This window comes from Bradyrhizobium sp. WSM4874 (genome assembly GCF_055811835.1).
In genome coordinates this window covers 65,669-83,201 of record NZ_JBVVPR010000035.1, presented here as the reverse complement: position 1 = coordinate 83,201, position 17,533 = coordinate 65,669, and the positions used below count along the sequence as shown (strand labels likewise).

Sequence of the window (17,533 nt, the reverse complement as noted above, 5' to 3'; positions counted from 1 at the left end):
GGTCAAAGGCGTATCCAAGCGGTTCGGCGGATTGACCGCGGTCTCCGGCGTCGACCTCACGGTCAACGCCGGGGGGGGGGGGGGGGGGCGGGGGGCCAAATGCGCCCGGGTCGCGTCTTGGGGCTGGCCGCGGCCTATCGACGACACCTCGTTCCGCATCTATGTCGCCGGCCGCGTCAAGAACGCCGGCGACATCGGCCGCATGCGCTCGAAATTCAACGGCAGATTCTGGTGGGAGATGACCGAGCAAGAGCACCAGCAATTTCCGGGCGATTACGAGGCTCAGGTCGGCCAGGGACCGCAGACCATCCATTCGGAGGAACATTTCGGCCAGAGCGACCGCGGAATCCTCATGATCCGGCGCATGCTGAGTGACCAGCTCGAAACGATCGAAGCAGGCCGCGATCCGATCGGCATCTCCTTCGATGCAAGCGCGCCTCCCGTCGAATTCGAAGCGGGGAATTACATCCGCGAGGGCTGACCTGCCAGCTCCAATCAAGGCTGGACCGACAACGATAACAAAGACTAATTGGGGGAAGCGATGGTCGATGTAACGTCACAGATGTCGGTGCAAACGGCCGCCGCGGCAAAACCCTCGGCGCGGCGCTATTACGTGCTGGGCCTGCTCACCATCATCTACGCGCTGAACTTCCTCGACCGCACGATCTTCAACGTCCTGATCGAGCCGATCAAGAAGGAGTTTCAGCTCAGCGACACCATGATGGGCCTGCTCGCGGGCTTCGGCTTCGCGCTGTTCTATTCCCTGCTCGGCATTCCCATCGCGCGGGTCGCCGATCGGCTCAACCGACGCAACATCGTCGCCGTCGCCTTGGCGTTCTGGAGCGCGATGACGGCGTTGTGCGGCGCGGCTTCGAGCGTCACGTCGCTGGCGCTGGCGAGGATCGGCGTCGGCATTGGCGAATCCGCGGGGTCTCCCGCCTCGCAATCGATCGTCGCTGATCTCTTCGCCAAGAATGAGCGTCCGCGCGCGCTCGGCATCTACGCCGTCGGCACCTATCTCGGCGTCTTCCTCGGCTATTTCGTCGGTGGCTACGTCAACCAGCACTATGGCTGGCGGATGGCGTTCTACGTCGCGGGCCTGCCCGGCATCCTGCTCGCTATTGTCCTGTGGCTGACGATCTCCGAGCCGAAGCGCGGCGCCATGCAGGAGAATTTCGTGCCCGAGCCGCTCGGGCCGACGCTGCGCTTCCTGGCCTCGCAGCAGAGCTTCATCATCGTGCTGATCGGCTTCTGTCTCACCACTTACACGAACTACGCGACCGCGGCCTGGATACCGCCGTTCCTGGCGCGCGTGCACCATCTGTCGAGCGCCGAGATCGGCACCTATGCCGGCACCTTCAAGGGCCTCGCCGGCATGGCCGGCACCCTGCTCGGCGGCTTCGTGGTGGCGCAGGTCAGCCGCCGCGACGACCGCTGGAAGCTGTGGGCGCCCGCCATCACTTCGGGCCTTGCCGGGCCGGTGTTCGCGCTTTGCATGCTGACGCAGGACTTTGCGATGATGGTGGGCATGCTGGCGCTGACCTCGTTCCTGGTCGGCTTCCATCTCGGACCGATCTTCGCGATCGCGCAGACCGTGGCGAAGCCGAGCATGCGGGCGCTGGCCTCCGCCCTCATCGCGCTCACCGCCACCTGCTTCGGCCAGGGCGTCGGCCCGCTCGCCGTGGGCGTGGTCAACGACGCCCTGAAGGGCGCTTATGGCGCCGACGCGGTGCGCTATTCCCTGCTCTCGGCGGCGGTCACGACCACGCTGGGGGCGCTCCTGTTCGTCTGGGCAGCGCAAACCATCCGCACCGACATCAGGCGAGCGAGCTAGGCGCCCATGAACGCCAGCATGTCCGCGATCAGGCGCTCGCTGTGCGTCAGCGGCAGCGGATGCGGGCCGCCTTCGTAGACGGTCAGCTTGCTGTCCTTGATTAGTTTTGCCGTCTTTGCACCGGTCAACGGCAGCGGCGCGCTGGCATCCTTGTCGCCCTGAACGATCAGCGTCGGGCGATCGATCTTGGCAGCTGCCGCTCGGAGATCGGCGAACGCGATGGCCTTGCGGCAGGCCAGCGCCACCGGCAACGGCACGCTCAGCATCATCTCGCGGATCCAGGTCCGCGTGATCTCGGGTGTCTCGGCAGTGAAGAACGGCGCTTCGTTCGCCGCAATCCATTTGGGGAAGTCGCGCGCGATGGCCGCGTTGTCTGCCTCGATCATTGCCTTCGGCACCGCATCCGGATTGTCTTCGGTCTTGATCAGGAATGGCGTCGTCGGCGCAACCAGCACCACCCTTGCGATCCGGTCCGATCCGTATCGTCCGAGATAGTTCACCGCCTCGGCCGTCCCCATCGAGAAGCCGACCAGTGTCACGTCGCGCAGGTCACGCGCCTCGATCAACGCGGCGACGTCGTCAGTCAGCGTGTTCAGGTCATAACCCGCGGACGGCATCTCGGACCGGCCATGCCCGCGCCTGTCGGGCGCAACACAGCGGAAGCCATTTGCGTTGAGGGCGGCAATCTGGCTGCCCCACGTGCTAGCGTTGAACGTCCATGCCGAAAGCAGCAGCACCGGTCGGCCGCTGCCCCAATCCTGCACGAAGAGTTTTGTGCCGTCCCTGGCCGTCACAAAGGACGGCCGTTCATTCCGCTGGGCCGCTGCTGCCACTGGCGCGCTCGCACCAGACGCTGCCGCGAAGGCGGTCCCAAACAACGTGGCTTCGAGGACGGTTCGACGGTTCATGGCGCTTCTCCCTTGCCGATACCCTTGCGGATCTGTCGGCCCATCGGTCTCGGCCGATGAAAACGATCATGACCAGGCGGGATCACCTCCGCGATTACGCGCCAGGTAAGATCGCTTAAGGCGCTCCCGCCGCCCGCAGGCGAAACCAGACAAACGGCCGGATGAAACCGTTTTGCGGAACCCGCGAAACCATCCGGAAACAGACCGTCCTTACAAGAAGAGCCATAGACGGCGGCAAAGCCCGTCGGGAGGCTCACATGAACCACTCCATTCATTCTGCTGATCGTGCGACCCACCTGAAGATCGTGGTGGTGGCGCTGGTGGCCGGCATCACGGTGGCCGGCTTCGGGATCGCAGCTCGCACCAATGCCGATTACAGCCAGACCGCCCAGTCCGCCCACGTAATCAAGGCCGGCAAGCCCGTCGTCGTGACCAGCGCCGGGACGTCGGAGATCCGCTGACACCGCCCCGCTCCGGGCTGACAGAGGCCGCCGCCTGGCGGCCTTTTTTCGTTTTCCAGAGCAATGCTTAGCCGAGACCTGCCGGCGAAGCGCAACGTCCTTGACTTCACCCAGCCCCGCCTTTAAGTCCCCCTCGTTCCGCGCGCTTTCAGCGAACCACGCGGGAGTAGCTCAGTTGGTTAGAGCGCCGGCCTGTCACGCCGGAGGTCGCGGGTTCGAGCCCCGTCTCTCGCGCCATTTTGGCAATTCCTTCATAGCCTTAGAATAAACTTCTACACGCCTTTCGCGGCTCTGACGGCGATTGCCGGCATCCGTCGAGAACTCGCGCCATAGTCAGCCCAAGCCCGAATCGTCTAGGCCTTCCAGGACTTGGAGGGACCCCACGCTTTACCGGCTTTTCCGGGGCCCCCTTGTGATTGAGGAGCCCAGATATGGCTAAGAAGGACATGGCTAAGAAGGATTCGGCCAAGAAGGACTTGGGGAAAAAGGCTGCCGCTCCCGCCACCATCACGCTCAAGCACCTCGCCGCCGATATCGCGGAAAGCCAGGACCTCTCGAAGAAGCGCGCCGAGGCCGTCCTGACCGACATGGTCGAGCTCATCACCAAGCACCTGAAGAAAGGCGACCGCGTCCGCATCGTCGGGCTTGGAATCCTCCAGGTCCGCAAGCGCGCCGCCCGCACCGGCCGCAATCCCGCCACCGGCGAGCCCATCCACATCAAGGCCAGCAAGAAGGTCGCCTTCCGCCCGGTCAAGGAACTGAAAGAGGCGATCTGACCACTCACGTTTCGTTAAGCCTGATCAGCGTCCTCCGGCCTCACCGCGCCCTGCTTTTCTGGTATACCGCCTCTCTCCCCTGACCCGGCGGTTTGACCAGAAATGTCCTCCCTCACCTTTTCGCATACCGTGACCGAGCGCTTCCTGCGCTACGTCACCATCGATACCCAGTCCGATCCGGAATCTCCGAGCTCGCCCTCGACGGAGAAACAGAAGGACCTCGGCCGCGTGCTCGCGGCTGAACTGAAGGCCATGGGCGTTGCGGACGCTCATCTGGACGATTACGGCTACATCTATGCAACGATCCCGGCGAACACCACCAAGAAGGTGCCGGTGATCTGCTTCTGCTCGCACATGGACACCTCGCCCGACGTCACCGGCAAGGACGTCAAGCCGCAGATCCTGAAGAACTATCGCGGCGGCGATATCGCCCTCCCAGGCGACACCAGCCAGGTGATCCGCTTCGCCGAGCATCCGGCGCTGAAGAACCAGATCGGCAACGACATCATCACCACCGACGGCACCACGCTGCTCGGCGCCGACAACAAGGCCGGCGTGGCCGAGATCATGGATGCCGCGCATTTCTTCATCAACAATCCGCAAGTGAAGCACGGCACCATCAAGATCCTGTTCACGCCCGACGAGGAGATTGGCCGCGGCGTCGACAATGTCGACATCAAGAAGCTCGGCGCCGATTTCGGCTACACCATGGACGGCGAGAGCGCGGGCTGCGTCGAGGACGAGACCTTTTCGGCGGACGGCGCCACCATCACCATCAATGGCGTCAGCGCCCATCCCGGCTATGCCAAGGGCAAGATGGAGCACGCCATCAAGATCGCCGCCGCCATCGTCGAGCGCCTGCCCCGCGAAGGCTGCTCGCCCGAGACGACATCAGGCAAGCAGGGCTTTCTGCATCCGATCGGCATCGAGGGTGCGCTGGAGCAGGCGACGCTTTCCTTCATCGTGCGCGACTTCACGGAGGAAGGGCTGAAGGAAAAGGAGATCCTGCTCGAGAACATCGTCCAGGACGTGATGAAGGATTTTCCCCGCTCGACCTACACATTCGAGGTGCGGGAGCAGTACCGCAACATGAAGCAGGTGATCGATCGACACCCGCACATTCTCGAATACGCCATCGAAGCGATCCGCCGCGCTGGACTGCGCCCGATGCGCACCGCGATCCGCGGCGGCACCGACGGCTCCCGCCTGTCCTTCATGGGCCTGCCCTGCCCCAACATCTTCGCCGGCGAGCATGCGTTTCACTCCCGGCTCGAATGGGTCAGCCGGCAGGACATGGAGAAGGCGGTCCAGACGATCGTCCACCTCGCCATGATCTGGGAGGAGAAGGCGTAAGGGCTGACGGGATGCCGTCATCGCAGGCGGAGCGCGTTTCGCGAAAAGTCTCGAGGACCGACATCTTGAGCATGGCAAGCTTCAGTCGCTTAGACTTAGGCTGGCGCTTTCCTTACGCTTGCTGCCACTGCGATATTGCGTGGTCCGCCCGAAACCGCCTTGGGGTCGATCCGGTCCACCGGACAAAGGCGTTCGTAAAAGAACTGGCCTCCCGGTAACCGAGCAGCCACGCAATCTGGGAGATCGGTAGTTCCCGCTCCCGCAGGTATCGCTCGGCCAAAGCTGCTCGGATCCGGTCGAGAAGCTCGGAGAATGTTTCTTCCTCCGCCGCCAGCCCCCGCGCCAGCGTGCGGCGGCTCATGCCGAGGCGACCGGCCACTTCCCCTACGTTCGCCGTGCCGTGGGGCAGCAGCTGGACGATCAACTGCTCCACGCGGAATCGAAGGGTTGATCGGGAAAGCTTTCCCTTGCCGAGTGCCTCATTCGCGTAGTCGAGCAGCAGCCGATTGAGATAAGCGTCAGCACCGACGGAGAGCAAGCACGCGTCCGAGGCGGCAAACACGATCTCATCGGCGGCGGCTTCGAAGTCGATGGCACAGCCTAGAAGAGCACGAACGTCGAGAGGCACCGTCGTGCGATGGTGTCTCGTTCTGATTTGGCGCGGCGTCAATTGGCGGTTGGTCAAGTGCCGACAGACGCGGATCAAGGCTGCGAACCAGAACTCGATCTGATGGCGGTCCGAACCACGCTCCACGTTGACGTACTCGAGCGTGACAACGACGGCGCGGCCGAAACCGACCCGGATGCGGACGCCCTCATTGTTGAGCGAGCAGTAACGCTCGGCGTGCCGAAGCGCTTCGGCAAGACTCTCCGATGACGCCATGACGTAGTACAGCAGCCCGATCTGGCGGAGATCGAAATCCCGCGCCAAATGAAACCCCAGATGATCGTCACGCAACTCCCGTGCGGCGGCTTCGAGCAACTTGATCTGGGTCTCCACCCCGAGACGATGACTTGGATCCTCGATCACCTCGAGCGTCAATCCGGCTCTCGACACAAATCGCGCCAGGTCCTTTCCGGCTTTGCGGATCCGCTCGCACGCAAGCCTCGCAATCCCGCCTGTCGAGTTGGGTACAGCACCGAGACGATCGGGTTTGACATAGCGCATGGCAGGGCGTGCCTTGGCACGTTGGCTCAAAAAGCCAATTTCTCGGCACTTGATCGCAAGACGGACCTCCCATCCTCCCGTACGAGAGGTCGATCGCCCCGCGCGCTGTTTCCACAGGATCGCGACGACGACAATCTTCGTTGATTTGGATCAACGAAACTGACCCCGGGCGAGACCGCAGTGCAAAGACCACTTCGACATCCTGAAGAACCGAAGCCCCGGGCCAGATAGACCTGGCGCTGGAGCGTGAAACGGTTGAGCTGCTGGTTCAAGCGGTGAAAATCTGCTATTTCGGAAACGATCGACAGGGATTGCACGATCGGGAATGGATGGTGCTGCGTTTTCTGTCGCGCGCCAACAGGTTTTCACGAACTCCCTCGGCGGTTGCCGCCCTCACTGGCACGGCCAGGGCAACCGCTTCGCAGATCGTGAAGATCCTTGAAGCAAAGTCTTACCTGGCGCGAAGACCTTCAAAACGAGACGGGCGCTCGACGACACTTGTCGTGACCTCTCAGGGTGAGAGGCTTCTGGCCCTGCACGATCCGCTCAACGGTTTGTTGGACGCAATCACTTCGCTGATTCCCGAAGAATGTCTCAGGCTAAGGGACTCGCTTGGCAAAATCTTGAATCGCATCGATACCGCGGATCGTCAGCCGGCGGTGGGCGCCTGCCGCGACTGCATGTTTCTCGCCGAATCTGGCATAAAGCGGCCGTCCCATGGCCGGGCGCGGACAAACACGGAGCTTCGGTGCCGCCTTCACCGCGCGCCGATCGCGGCCGGCGAGGTCGACCTTCTCTGCACGACTTTCGCGCGCGCTACCGCAACTGGCCCAAGGCCCGCGTGACGTCGTGATCCGATGTCCCACCTGAGTGATCTGGCAACAGAAGTATTACCGTTCTCGTCAAGGCAACATGGCCGGGATCGCTCCCGGCCATCGTCCTGCATGTCAAGGCACCGGCATCGCACGCGGAGAGCGATGGAAGCGGTTCGAGCTTGCCATCCAGTTCGGCAGCGGCTCGCCGTCGCGATGGCGGCCGCCGGCAACCGCCGCAGCCCAGGCCACCGCAGCCCCGATCAGGGCTGCTGCCGCAACCGAGAAGGCGACGATGATGGAGTTACGCCGTGCCCGGTTGATCGCCGTCCTCGAATCCGCAATCGCCGCGTCGACCCGTCGTTCCGAGTCGGGTGCCGCGAGGCCCGTCAGCGCGGCCACCTGCTGCACCAGGTAGGTCCGGTCATCGGTGCTGACGCCGCTGTGGCTCGATGACGTCATCAGGATGCGCCCGGCTTCGGCACGAGGTTCCCTGAGGTCGGTGTTGGGGGGCCGCCGCGCTACACGAAACAGCTTGTCCAACTCGTAGCTCAACAGAGGCTCGGCCGCGGACGTATTGCTGGCCGAACTGCGCATCGGCGAACGGTCAACCGCAGCCGCGCCGAGCATGGCGAGCAGCGCGGCACCAAGCAGCACGGCAAGCGCCCAGGACATCAGCCCATGCAGCCCATCCCGCCGTTCGCCGTCGTCTTCGATCGTTGTGACCGCCGGGGCTGGTCGCGTCGTCCGGCCGGCGATATAGCCGCCAAAGCCGAAGCTGACGATCGCCTGGATGATCAGATACAGCCCCGACAGCAAAGCCAGTGCCGCCGATGCATCGCGCCATGTCGGCGAGGCTGAACTGACGCCCAGGCCGACGGCGACCCCAAAGCCGACCAGGATGAACGACATTGCGCCGGCAGCCAAAGCGCCTGCGATGACCGAGCTCCACTGGATGGTGCGCCGGTCGTCGGCAGCGACGACGCCGCCTTCCATGATGTCTTCCCGTATGAGAGTTTCCATCGTCATCGCCGCTCTCTCAGCGCAGGCCGAAGAACGACAAGATCGCCATGACCACCACGATCAAGCCGATGAGATAAATCAATCCGTCCATGGTCTGTCCTCCTCAGTTTCTCCTCGTCGCTAATCACAACGAACAAGGAACGTTCCAAATTGGACCGAACCTGCGGGAACGAACCGGCGCGTTGCGGATTATCTGTCCAAGTCCCAAGGATGAAGTTTGTGAGCACGAAAGCCCCAGCCGGTCAGTCCCGGCTGGGGCTTTCTTTTTGGGCGGCGGTTCCTGTCCTATGTTAACGACGCCGGCTCGCCGATCATCAAGGATGCGGTCGGGGCGGAACTTCCGGATCGGGAGAGCAGCGTGGATCGCAGGACCGCGTGCCTTCATCAGGCAGATGCATTCCGGGAAAAGGCAATCGCCGATCCCGAGCACCACGACCAGTGGATCGATGAAGCCATCAAATGGCTCGAACGCGCCATGGAAGCCGGCTGTCGCGCCGTCGTCACGGTCGAAGCCGGCCACACCGGCGACATGCCGGACGCAGCACGCGGAGCGGCAGCCGATGCTCAGCTGAGTTTGATCACGCGCCAGTGAGAAGAGCTGCCGCCTTCGCCATCGCTGCGGCAATTGTTCCAGGGACGTAACAATGTTGCGGGTCGACACTGTTCCGGCCCTCATGCTAGGCCGGGCGCAGACCGCAACCAGAGTGACGTCGTGCTCGCGAACCGCCAGCCCTCAGGATCATGCCGGCCGCGCAACTGGCGCGGGCTGCTGTCTGTGCTGATCGCGGTTGTCTACCTGCTCGCGGGAGCGCTGCATGGTCTCCACAACATCGACGTCACCACGCCGGGTGGCGGCTCGGAGATCAGCGCGGTCCTCGACGGCTCCACAGACCACAACGATCACAAGGCCATGGGCGGCCATCATTGTCATGGCTGCTTCTCCGTGACGGTGACTCAGCCGGCGCCACCGGTCTCATCGATCGGGCTCGTCTCCGCATCGCGCCCGCAACGCGCCCCCCGGCTCACGGGCATCGTTCCCGATACCGACTCCCCGCCTCCCAAACGTATGGCCTGAACGGATTTGGGCGGGCGCCACGCGCGCCCATGGGGTTCATCCTTTACAGGTCGGTTTCATGTTTTGCAGGGGAATGGCCGCGCGCCTGGCGTGCGCGGCAGCGTGTCTGATTGCCGGATCGGCGCTTGCGCCGTCTCACGCCCAGACTCTGACGATGCGGAGTGCGCTCTCGCGCGCGCTGGCCACGAGCCCGCGGCTGACCGCGGCGGAGCGCGATGTCGGCATCGCCACGGGCCAGCGCATCCAGGCAGGTGCACTTCTCAATCCGGAGCTGACCTACGAACAGGACAATTCGTTCGGGTCCGGCATCTATCGCGGCACGCGATCGGCCGAGACCACGCTCCAGATCAGCCAGGCCTTCGAGCTGTTCGGCAAACGCGACGCGCGGATTGCAGCGGGCGTCGCCGGCATCGAGGTCGCCGCGATCCAGCGCAAGGCCGTCAGGCTGGAGGTGCTGTCGGAGACCGCGATCGCGTTCCTCAGCGTGCTCGGCGCACAGCGGCGCATCCAGATCCTCGACGAGCAGATCACCGCCATTGACCGGCTGACACCCCTTTTACGCCGCCGCGTCGAGGCCGGCGCCTCCTCGCCGGCCGAGACCGGCCGTGCGGAAGTGGCATCCGCCCTCGTAAAGGCCGACCGCGAGCGGTTCAAGGCGACGCTGGCCAGCGCCCGGCGCGAGCTTGCGGTCTTGATGGGCGACGCGGCTCCGAAATTCGGCGAGGTCTCCGGACGGCTCGACACCATGGGACGCCCCCCGACATTCCAGTCGGTCGTCGCCGCGATCGATGCCAATCCGCAGCTGGTGCGCTGGACCGCGATCTATGCCCAGCGCAACGCGGAGCTGCTGCTGGCACGGCTGCGGCCCTACCCCGACGTCCGGATCGCCGCCGGCTGGCGCCATTTCAACGAGACCAATGACAACGCGGCGCGCCTCACCGTCTCGGTGCCGATCCCCGTGTTCGACCAGAACCAGGGCAATATCCTCTCGGCGCAGGAAAGCCTTGCCAAGACCAAGGCCGAGCGCGAGGCCAACCGCAACACGCTGATCGTGGTCGCCGGCCGCGCCTACGACTCGCTCCAAGGCTCGCTGCGCGAGCTCGCGGTGCTGCGCGAGAGCGCCATTCCCAAGGCCACCGAAGCCTCGGATGCCATCGCGCAAGGCTACGGCCAGGGCCGCTTCAGCCTGCTCGAAGTGCTCGACGCCCAGGCCAGCGTCACCCAGGCGCGGCTGCGCGAGCAGGAGGCGCTGCAGAATTTCCACGCGGGGGTGGCGACCATCGAAGGCCTCGTCGGCAATCCCTTCACGCTGGCGCGGGAGAGCGCACGATGAAGACGTCCTCCACCATTCTCGTCGCATTCGTTGCCGCCGCACTTGGCGCTTACGGCTATTCCCTGCTCGGTCCGGCCAGGATCGAGCATGCCGAACACGCCGCAGACAAGAAGCCGGAGAAGCCGAACGACCATGTCGAGCAGGACGAGCACGGCGCCGACCGGATCCGCATCTCCGACGTCAAGCTTGCCGCCGCGGGCGTGACGCTGGCGGAAGCCGCGAGCGTCACGCTGACCGACACGCTCGCCTTCAACGGCATCCTGCGCGCCAACCAGGAAGCCGTGGTGCAGGTGACGCCGCGCTTTCCAGGCGTCGCGAAATCGATCCAGAAGCGCATCGGCGACAAGGTCGGCAAGGACGATCTGCTCGCCACGATCGAAAGCAACCAGAGCCTCACCGTCTACGAGCTCAAGGCGCCGCTTGCCGGCACCATCATCGAGCGGCAGATCTCGCTCGGCGAATATGCCTCCGAGCAGAAGCCGGCCTTCGTCGTCGCCGACCTCACCACCATCTGGGTCGATCTGTCGATCTACCGACAGGACCTGCGGCGCGTTCGCCTCAACGACGAGGTGCTGATCGATCCCGACGACGGCCGTGGCGAGATCAAGGGCACGATCTCCTACATGGCCCCGATCGGCAGCAGCGAGACCCAGACCGCGCTGGCGCGCGTGGTGCTGCCAAATCCGGACGGACGCTTGCGTCCCGGCCTGTTCGTCACGGCACGGCTGATCCTCGCCGCGCGCAACGTCGCGGTCGCCGTGCGCCGAAGCGCGATCCAGACGCTGGAGAACAGGACCATCGTGTTCGTCCGCGAGGACGGCGACAAGATCGAAGCGCGCCCGGTGGAGCTTGGCGATTCCGATCCCCGCCACGTCGAGATCAGGGCCGGCCTATCGGCCGGCGAGCATTACGTCGCGGAAAACAGCTTCGTCGTGAAGGCGGAGATGGGCAAGGGCGAGGCCGAGCATGATTGAGCGCCTCATCGCGGTCTCGCTGCAGCAGCGCTGGCTGGTCCTGCTGCTTGCGCTCGGCGCTATCGCCTTCGGCGCCTGGAATTTCCAGCGCCTTCCGATCGACGCCGTGCCTGATATCACCAACGTCCAGGTCCAGATCAACACCCGCGCGCCCGGTTATTCGCCGCTGGAAACCGAGCAGCGCATCACTTTCCCGGTCGAGACCGCCATGGGCGGTCTGCCGAAACTCGACTACACCCGCTCGCTGTCGCGCTACGGGCTGAGCCAGGTGACGGTCGTCTTCAAGGACGGCACCGACATCTATTTTGCCCGCCAGCTCGTCGGCGAACGGATCCAGCAGGTGAAGGACCAGCTTCCGACCGGCGTCGAGGTCGCGATGGGACCGGTCTCGACCGGGCTCGGCGAAATCTTCATGTACACCGTCGAGGCGAAGGCGGGCGCGAAGACCCAAGGCGGCCACGACTATTCGCTGACCGATTTGCGCACCGTGCAGGACTGGATCATCAAGCCGCAGCTTCGCAACGTGCCGGGGGTGATCGAGGTCAACACCATCGGCGGCTTCGAGCGGCAATTCCACGTGCTCCCCGATCCCGGCAAGCTGATGGCCTACCGGCTCGGCTTTCGCGACGTCATGACGGCGCTCGCCGCCAACAACGCCAATGTCGGCGCCGGCTATATCGAGCGCAACGGCGAACAATATCTGGTTCGCTCGCCGGGCCAGGTCGGCAATGTCGGCGAAATCAGGGACATCGTCATCGGCTCGCGCGGCGGCAATCCGGTCAGGATCAGGGATATCGCGACCGTCACCGAAGGCCGCGACCTGCGCACGGGAGCCGCGACGCGCGATGGCGAGGAAACCGTGCTCGGCACCGCCATGCTGTTGATCGGCGAGAACAGCCGCACCGTGGCACGCCGTGTCGCGGCCCGGCTCGAGGAGATCGCCAAATCGCTGCCCGACGGTGTCGTGACGCGGACCGTCTACGACCGCACTGATCTGGTCGAAGCCACCATCCGCACGGTCGAGAACAATTTGCTGGAAGGCGCGGCGCTGGTCGTGGCGGTGCTGTTCCTGATCCTCGGCAACATCCGCGCCGCGCTCGTGGTAGCCTGCGTCATTCCGCTGTCCATGGCCATGACGGTCACCGGCATGGTCGAGACCAGGGTCAGTGCGAACCTGATGAGCCTGGGCGCGATCGATTTCGGCATCATCGTCGACGGCGCCGTGATCATCGTCGAGAACTGCTTGCGCATGCTGGCCGAGGCCCAGCGCGAGAAAGGCGGATTGCTCACGATCTCCGAACGGCTGCGCGCGATCCGGCGCGGTTCGAGCGAGGTCATCAAGCCGAGCCTGTTCGGAACGCTGATCATCGCGGTGGTCTACCTGCCGGTGCTGACGTTGACCGGCGTCGAAGGCAAGATGTTCACGCCCATGGCGCTGACGGTGCTGATGGCGCTGGGCGCCGCGGTGCTGTTCTCAATCACCTTCGTCCCGGCGGCAGTCGCCATCTTCGTCACCGGCAAGGTGTCCGAACACGAAAACCTGTTCATGCGGCTGGCGAAGCGCGCCTATCTCCCCCTGCTCCGGCTGGCGATCGACAATCGCCTCAGCGTCGCAATCATGGCCGCCATCATCGTGGTCGCAAGCTGCGTTGCGGCCGCGCGCATGGGCGGTGAGTTCATTCCGAGCCTGGACGAAGGCGACGTCGCGCTGGCCTCGATCCGGATTCCCGGCACCAGCCTGACCCAGTCGCTGGAGCTGCAAAAAGCGCTGGAGAAGCGCATCAAGCAGATTCCGGAGGTGAAGGAGTTCTTCACCCGCATCGGCACCGCGGAGATCGCAACCGATCCGATGTCGCCGGCACAGACCGACGGCTACATCATGCTGAAGCCGCGCGCCGAATGGCCCGACCCGGGCAGGCCCAAGTCGGACGTGATCGAGGCCATCGACCGTGCCGCCGACGACATCCCCGGCAGCGCCTATGAAATCTCCCAGCCGATCCAGTTCCGTGTCAACGAGCTGATCTCTGGTGTGCGCAGCGACGTTGGCGTCAAGGTCTTCGGCGACGATCTCGATATCCTGCAAGGCGCGGCAAAACAGGTGGAGGCGGCGATCCGCCGTATTCGTGGCGCCAGCGACGTCAAGATCGAGCAGGTCTCTGGCCTGCCGATCCTCACCGTCCGTCTCGACCGCCAGGCGCTCGCCCGGTACGGGCTCAGCATCAGCGAGGTGCAGGGCATTGTCGAAATCGCGGTGGGCGGCAAGTCGGCCGGCAAGCTGTTCGAGGGCGACCGTCGCTTCGACATCGTCGTGCGCCTGCCGGAACACCTGCGCGGCAATCTCGAGGCCATCCGGGCGATCCCGATACCGCTGCCGCCCGGCGAGGAAGCCACGTCCAGTGCGCCAATCCGGACGGCATTGCCCGCCCCGCCCCTCGCCCAGATGCGCTATGTGCCACTGTCGTCGGTCGCAACCGTCGATGCGACGCCCGGCCCCAACCAGATCAGCCGCGAAAACGGCAAGCGGCGCATCGTCGTCACCGCCAATGTCCGCGCGCGCGATCTCGGCTCCTTCGTCACCGAGGCGGAGGCAGCCGTCGCGGAGAAGGTCAAGCTGCCACCGGGCTATTGGATCGGCTGGGGCGGACAGTTCGAGCAATTGGTCTCCGCCACCAAGCGGCTGACGCTGGTCGTGCCGGTGGCGCTACTGCTGGTGTTCCTGCTGCTGTTCATGGGCATGGGATCGGCGGCGGATGCGGCGCTCGTGTTCTCCGGCGTGCCGCTGGCGCTGACCGGCGGCGTCATGGCGCTGCTGCTGCGCGGCATCCCGCTGTCGATCAGCGCCGGCGTCGGCTTCATCGCGCTGTCGGGCGTGGCCGTGCTCAACGGGCTCGTCATCATCGCCTTCATCGAGCGGCTGCGCAGCGAGGGGCACCCCGTCGCCGACGCGGTCCGCGAGGGCGCGCTGACACGCCTGCGTCCGGTGCTGATGACGGCGCTGGTGGCGTCCCTCGGCTTCGTACCAATGGCCCTTGCCACCGGGGCCGGCGCCGAGGTGCAGCGGCCGCTTGCAACCGTGGTGATCGGCGGTATCATCTCCTCGACCGTCCTGACGCTCCTGGTGCTGCCGGCCCTCTACGTGCTGTTCCGCCGTGACGGGGCTGCCGAAACGCCTACAATGACGCCTGATTTGGCAGCTTCCGGGGAGCGCTAGAGGTGGGCAGCCACGACCATCACGGTCATCATCACCACGATCACAGCCATGATCACGGTCACGATCATGGTCCTGGCCACGCCCATGTTCATGCGCCCGCCAGTTTCGGCAAGGCGTTCGCGATCGGCATCTCGCTCAACACCGCGCTGGTGGTGGCCGAGGCCGTCTACGGCTATATCGGCAACTCCACCGCCCTGCTTGCCGACGCCGGCCATAATCTTTCCGACGTGCTAGGCTTGGTCGTGGCCTGGTGCGCATCGATCGCGGCGCGGCGCGCCCCGAGCGGACGCTTCACCTATGGCCTGCGCGCCTCCACCATCCTGGCGGCGCTGGCGAACGCGGTGTTCCTGCTGGTCGCAACTGGCGCGATCGGCTGGGAAGCGTTCTTGCGCCTGCGTGAACCGGAGCCGGTCGCCGGCATCACCGTGATGGTGGTCGCCGGCATCGGCATCCTCATCAACGGTTTTACCGCCATGTTGTTCGCGCGCGGACGCAAGGACGACATCAACATCGAAGGCGCCTATCTGCACATGGCGGCCGATGCCGCGGTCTCGCTCGGCGTCGTCATCTCGGCGGCGCTGATCATCTGGACCGGTTGGCTCTGGCTTGATCCCGTCACCAGCCTCGTCATCTGCGCCACCATCCTCTGGAGCACCACCAGCCTGCTCCGCGGCTCCATCGACATGTCGATGGCGGCGGCCCCCAAGGGCACCGACATTGCCGCGATCAAGATCCTTCTGCTGGGGAGGCCCGGCGTCACTGCGATCCACGATCTCCACGTCTGGCCGATCTCGACCACCGAGACGGCGCTGACCTGCCACCTCGTCATGCCCACCGGCGCCGGCGATGCATTCCTGATGGAGACCGCGCAGATGCTGAAGAGCTCCCACCGCATCGGCCACACCACCCTTCAGGTCGAGACCCATCCCGACAACGGCTGCGCGCTGGCGCCGGACGATGTGGTGTAGGATTCGCCAGTCCACCACTCGTCATTGCGAGCGCAGCGAAGCAATCCAGACTGCCTCCGCGGACACGGCCTGGATTGCTTCGTCGCAAGAGCTCCTCGCAATGACGGTGGAGTGAGGCGTGCCTACGCCGCCTTCGCCGTCACGATCCAGATCGCGCCCTGAAGCGCCACGCTCTGCCCCTTCAGGAAGGGCGCGAGCATCTCGCGGATCGAGGCTTTTGCCGCGGCATACGTCTCCGGCGGATGGCCTTGCAGCGCGCGGCTGGCGGGGCCGATCTGGAGCGAGCCCTCGACGGCGGCATCGAGCCCGCCGCCGCTCGCGACATCCATCGCGAGATTGTGCGGCTCCATCGCGACGTCGACGAAGCCCGCGCCTTTCAGGATGCGTGTCACGCGCTCTTCGGAGGCAAAGGCGAACGGGCCCGGCTCGTCCGGCCCGACCGGTGGCATCTTGGGCACATGTTTGTAGACCGCCATCAACGGCGCCATCATCCAGGGATTTTCCTTCGGCTCGCGCCAGCAGGCGAAGGCGAGCCGCCCCGTCGGCTTCAGTGCGCGGCGGAGATTAGTGAAAGACGCGATCGGATCGGCGAAGAACATCACGCCGAAGCGCGAGGCCAGCAGGTCAAAACTCGCCGGCTCGAACGAATGCACCGTCGCATCCGCCAGCACGAAATCGAGCGGCAGGCCCTTTGGCGCAAACGCACGCGCCTGCGACAGCATCGGCTCGGAGACGTCGAGCCCGAGCGCGAAGCCATTCGGGGCCACCGCTTTTGCGAAGGCGAACGTCGTCGCACCGGAGCCGCAGCCGACGTCGAGGACGCGCTCGCCCGGCTTCGGCCTGGCGCGCTCGATCAGCACCTCGGCAATGGGCCCAAGCAGGCTCTCCTGCGCCGCATGGCGATCGGCCCAGCGCTGCCCGCTGGGGCCATTCCAGTAAGCGATCTGATCGGCGTTCTGCTCGTGTCCGCTTGGCTGCTGCATCGGGCCTCCGCATGACGGCCCGCTGGGGTGGCCCGCAACGCCGCGCTCGCTGCGCGAGCGCATGGTGGTGGGCGGTGAGAGATTCGAACTCCCGACCCTCTCGGTGTAAACGAGATGCTCTAACCAGCTGAGCTAACCGCCCCTCGCCGCTTCTTTATCCCCACCGAGCCCGAACGGGCAAGCGCGGAACGCCAATTCCTGGGCCTCAATCCCCCGGCCGTCCCGGCAGCAGTGGCACCGCGTCGGTCCAGACCGCCGCCGACTGGCACCAGATCTGCCTGACGGGCCGCAATGTGTCGCGCTGGCGGATGCTGCCCCAGCGGATGCCCCAATCGTCCTCCTGGTCGCCCTCGCCGCTCGTGAATAGCGGGGAACCGCACTCGGCACAGAAGTGCTGAAAGCGCATCCGGCCGTTGTCGCCACGCTTGCCGTAGATCCTGGGGGTTCCGCTGGTCAGCTTGACGTCGACCTTGGTGCAGATCGCGGTCACCCTGAACGGCGAGCCCGTCAGGGTCTGGCAGTCCCGGCAGTGGCAGACCGACACCGTCTCGGGATCGATCTCCGCTTCAAAGGTGATCTGGCCGCAATGGCATTGCCCGTCGATGTGCATTGTCGTCATCCGCTGCCCCCAAACAAAAACGGCGCCCGAAGGCG

17 protein-coding genes and 2 tRNA genes are annotated in these 17,533 nt (G+C 65.0%); 13 read left to right on the top strand and 6 right to left on the bottom strand.

The genetic code is table 11. From position 1 onward, the window contains the following. Window positions 1-481 (top strand): SRPBCC family protein (locus tag AC0L3P_RS28950; protein WP_473307195.1); only part of this gene is annotated, 481 nt, incomplete at its 5' end. 60 nt (window positions 482-541) lie between these two features. Next, window positions 542-1,834, top strand: a complete 1,293-nt coding sequence (locus tag AC0L3P_RS28945) for a spinster family MFS transporter (protein WP_275171319.1) — start codon at window positions 542-544, stop codon at window positions 1,832-1,834. Here the strand turns inward: AC0L3P_RS28945 and AC0L3P_RS28940 are convergent. After that, complete coding sequence (locus tag AC0L3P_RS28940; RefSeq protein WP_275171320.1) at window positions 1,831-2,742, bottom strand: alpha/beta fold hydrolase; 912 nt, start codon at window positions 2,740-2,742, stop codon at window positions 1,831-1,833. The genes AC0L3P_RS28945 and AC0L3P_RS28940 overlap by 4 nt on opposite strands. A gap of 257 nt (window positions 2,743-2,999) precedes the next feature. Between AC0L3P_RS28940 and AC0L3P_RS28935 the strand changes: the two genes are divergently transcribed. The 4 genes from AC0L3P_RS28935 to pepT all read left to right on the top strand — a co-directional run bounded on the left by AC0L3P_RS28935 (window position 3,000) and on the right by pepT (window position 5,332). Then, window positions 3,000-3,203, top strand: coding sequence for a hypothetical protein (locus AC0L3P_RS28935; RefSeq protein WP_026232877.1), 204 nt, complete (start codon window positions 3,000-3,002; stop codon window positions 3,201-3,203). 160 nt (window positions 3,204-3,363) lie between these two features. Then, window positions 3,364-3,440 (top strand) — tRNA-Asp (locus AC0L3P_RS28930). Window positions 3,441-3,649: 209 nt separating this feature from the next. Next, complete coding sequence (locus AC0L3P_RS28925; protein WP_275171393.1) at window positions 3,650-3,979, top strand: HU family DNA-binding protein; 330 nt, start codon at window positions 3,650-3,652, stop codon at window positions 3,977-3,979. Between the two features lie 102 nt (window positions 3,980-4,081). Continuing rightward, window positions 4,082-5,332, top strand: coding sequence for a peptidase T (gene pepT / locus AC0L3P_RS28920; RefSeq protein ID WP_275171321.1), 1,251 nt, complete (start codon window positions 4,082-4,084; stop codon window positions 5,330-5,332). Between the two features lie 112 nt (window positions 5,333-5,444). Here pepT and AC0L3P_RS28915 read toward each other — a convergent pair whose 3' ends face one another. Beyond that, on the bottom strand, window positions 5,445-6,500 hold the full coding sequence (locus AC0L3P_RS28915) for an AraC family transcriptional regulator (protein WP_275171322.1): 1,056 nt from the start codon (window positions 6,498-6,500) through the stop codon (window positions 5,445-5,447). A gap of 275 nt (window positions 6,501-6,775) precedes the next feature. Between AC0L3P_RS28915 and AC0L3P_RS28910 the strand changes: the two genes are divergently transcribed. After that, window positions 6,776-7,345: a MarR family winged helix-turn-helix transcriptional regulator gene (locus tag AC0L3P_RS28910; RefSeq protein WP_473307186.1), complete on the top strand. Its 570-nt coding sequence runs from the start codon at window positions 6,776-6,778 to the stop codon at window positions 7,343-7,345. Between the two features lie 102 nt (window positions 7,346-7,447). Here the strand turns inward: AC0L3P_RS28910 and AC0L3P_RS28905 are convergent, their stop codons facing one another. Then, a complete protein-coding gene (locus AC0L3P_RS28905; RefSeq protein WP_275171324.1) occupies window positions 7,448-8,341 on the bottom strand; it encodes a hypothetical protein in 894 nt (297 codons plus the stop codon). A 352-nt stretch (window positions 8,342-8,693) separates the two neighbouring features. On the opposite strand from AC0L3P_RS28905, the gene AC0L3P_RS28900 reads away from it, so the two are divergent. From AC0L3P_RS28900 to AC0L3P_RS28875, 6 genes are all read left to right on the top strand, one after another. Continuing rightward, window positions 8,694-8,927, top strand: a complete 234-nt coding sequence (locus tag AC0L3P_RS28900; protein ID WP_275171325.1) for a protein-tyrosine phosphatase family protein — start codon at window positions 8,694-8,696, stop codon at window positions 8,925-8,927. Between the two features lie 120 nt (window positions 8,928-9,047). Beyond that, a complete protein-coding gene (locus AC0L3P_RS28895; protein WP_275171326.1) occupies window positions 9,048-9,410 on the top strand; it encodes a hypothetical protein in 363 nt (120 codons plus the stop codon). A gap of 58 nt (window positions 9,411-9,468) precedes the next feature. Then, complete coding sequence (gene ihpA, locus AC0L3P_RS28890) at window positions 9,469-10,743, top strand: divalent metal ion exporter subunit IhpA (protein WP_275171327.1); 1,275 nt, start codon at window positions 9,469-9,471, stop codon at window positions 10,741-10,743. Then, the gene (gene ihpB, locus AC0L3P_RS28885) at window positions 10,740-11,717 is read left to right on the top strand and encodes a divalent metal ion exporter adaptor subunit IhpB (protein WP_473307181.1); all 978 of its coding nucleotides are present in this window, start codon (window positions 10,740-10,742) and stop codon (window positions 11,715-11,717) included. The genes ihpA and ihpB overlap by 4 nt, the downstream gene beginning before the upstream one ends. Next, window positions 11,710-14,928 carry an efflux RND transporter permease subunit gene (locus tag AC0L3P_RS28880; protein ID WP_275171329.1) on the top strand — a complete coding sequence of 1,073 codons (3,219 nt, stop codon included), beginning with the start codon at window positions 11,710-11,712 and terminating at the stop codon, window positions 14,926-14,928. The genes ihpB and AC0L3P_RS28880 overlap by 8 nt, the downstream gene beginning before the upstream one ends. Before the next feature lie 2 nt (window positions 14,929-14,930). Then, window positions 14,931-15,896 (top strand): cation diffusion facilitator family transporter, encoded by a 966-nt coding sequence (locus AC0L3P_RS28875; RefSeq protein WP_275171330.1) that lies wholly within the window; start codon window positions 14,931-14,933, stop codon window positions 15,894-15,896. A 122-nt stretch (window positions 15,897-16,018) separates the two neighbouring features. Here AC0L3P_RS28875 and AC0L3P_RS28870 read toward each other — a convergent pair whose 3' ends face one another. The 3 genes from AC0L3P_RS28870 to AC0L3P_RS28860 form a co-directional block, all read right to left on the bottom strand. After that, window positions 16,019-16,879: a class I SAM-dependent methyltransferase gene (locus tag AC0L3P_RS28870; protein WP_275171331.1), complete on the bottom strand. Its 861-nt coding sequence runs from the start codon at window positions 16,877-16,879 to the stop codon at window positions 16,019-16,021. Between the two features lie 65 nt (window positions 16,880-16,944). Then, window positions 16,945-17,021, bottom strand: a tRNA-Val gene (locus tag AC0L3P_RS28865). Between the two features lie 63 nt (window positions 17,022-17,084). Further along, on the bottom strand, window positions 17,085-17,489 hold the full coding sequence (locus AC0L3P_RS28860; protein ID WP_275171394.1) for a GFA family protein: 405 nt from the start codon (window positions 17,487-17,489) through the stop codon (window positions 17,085-17,087). Between the last annotated feature and the right edge of the window lie 44 nt (window positions 17,490-17,533).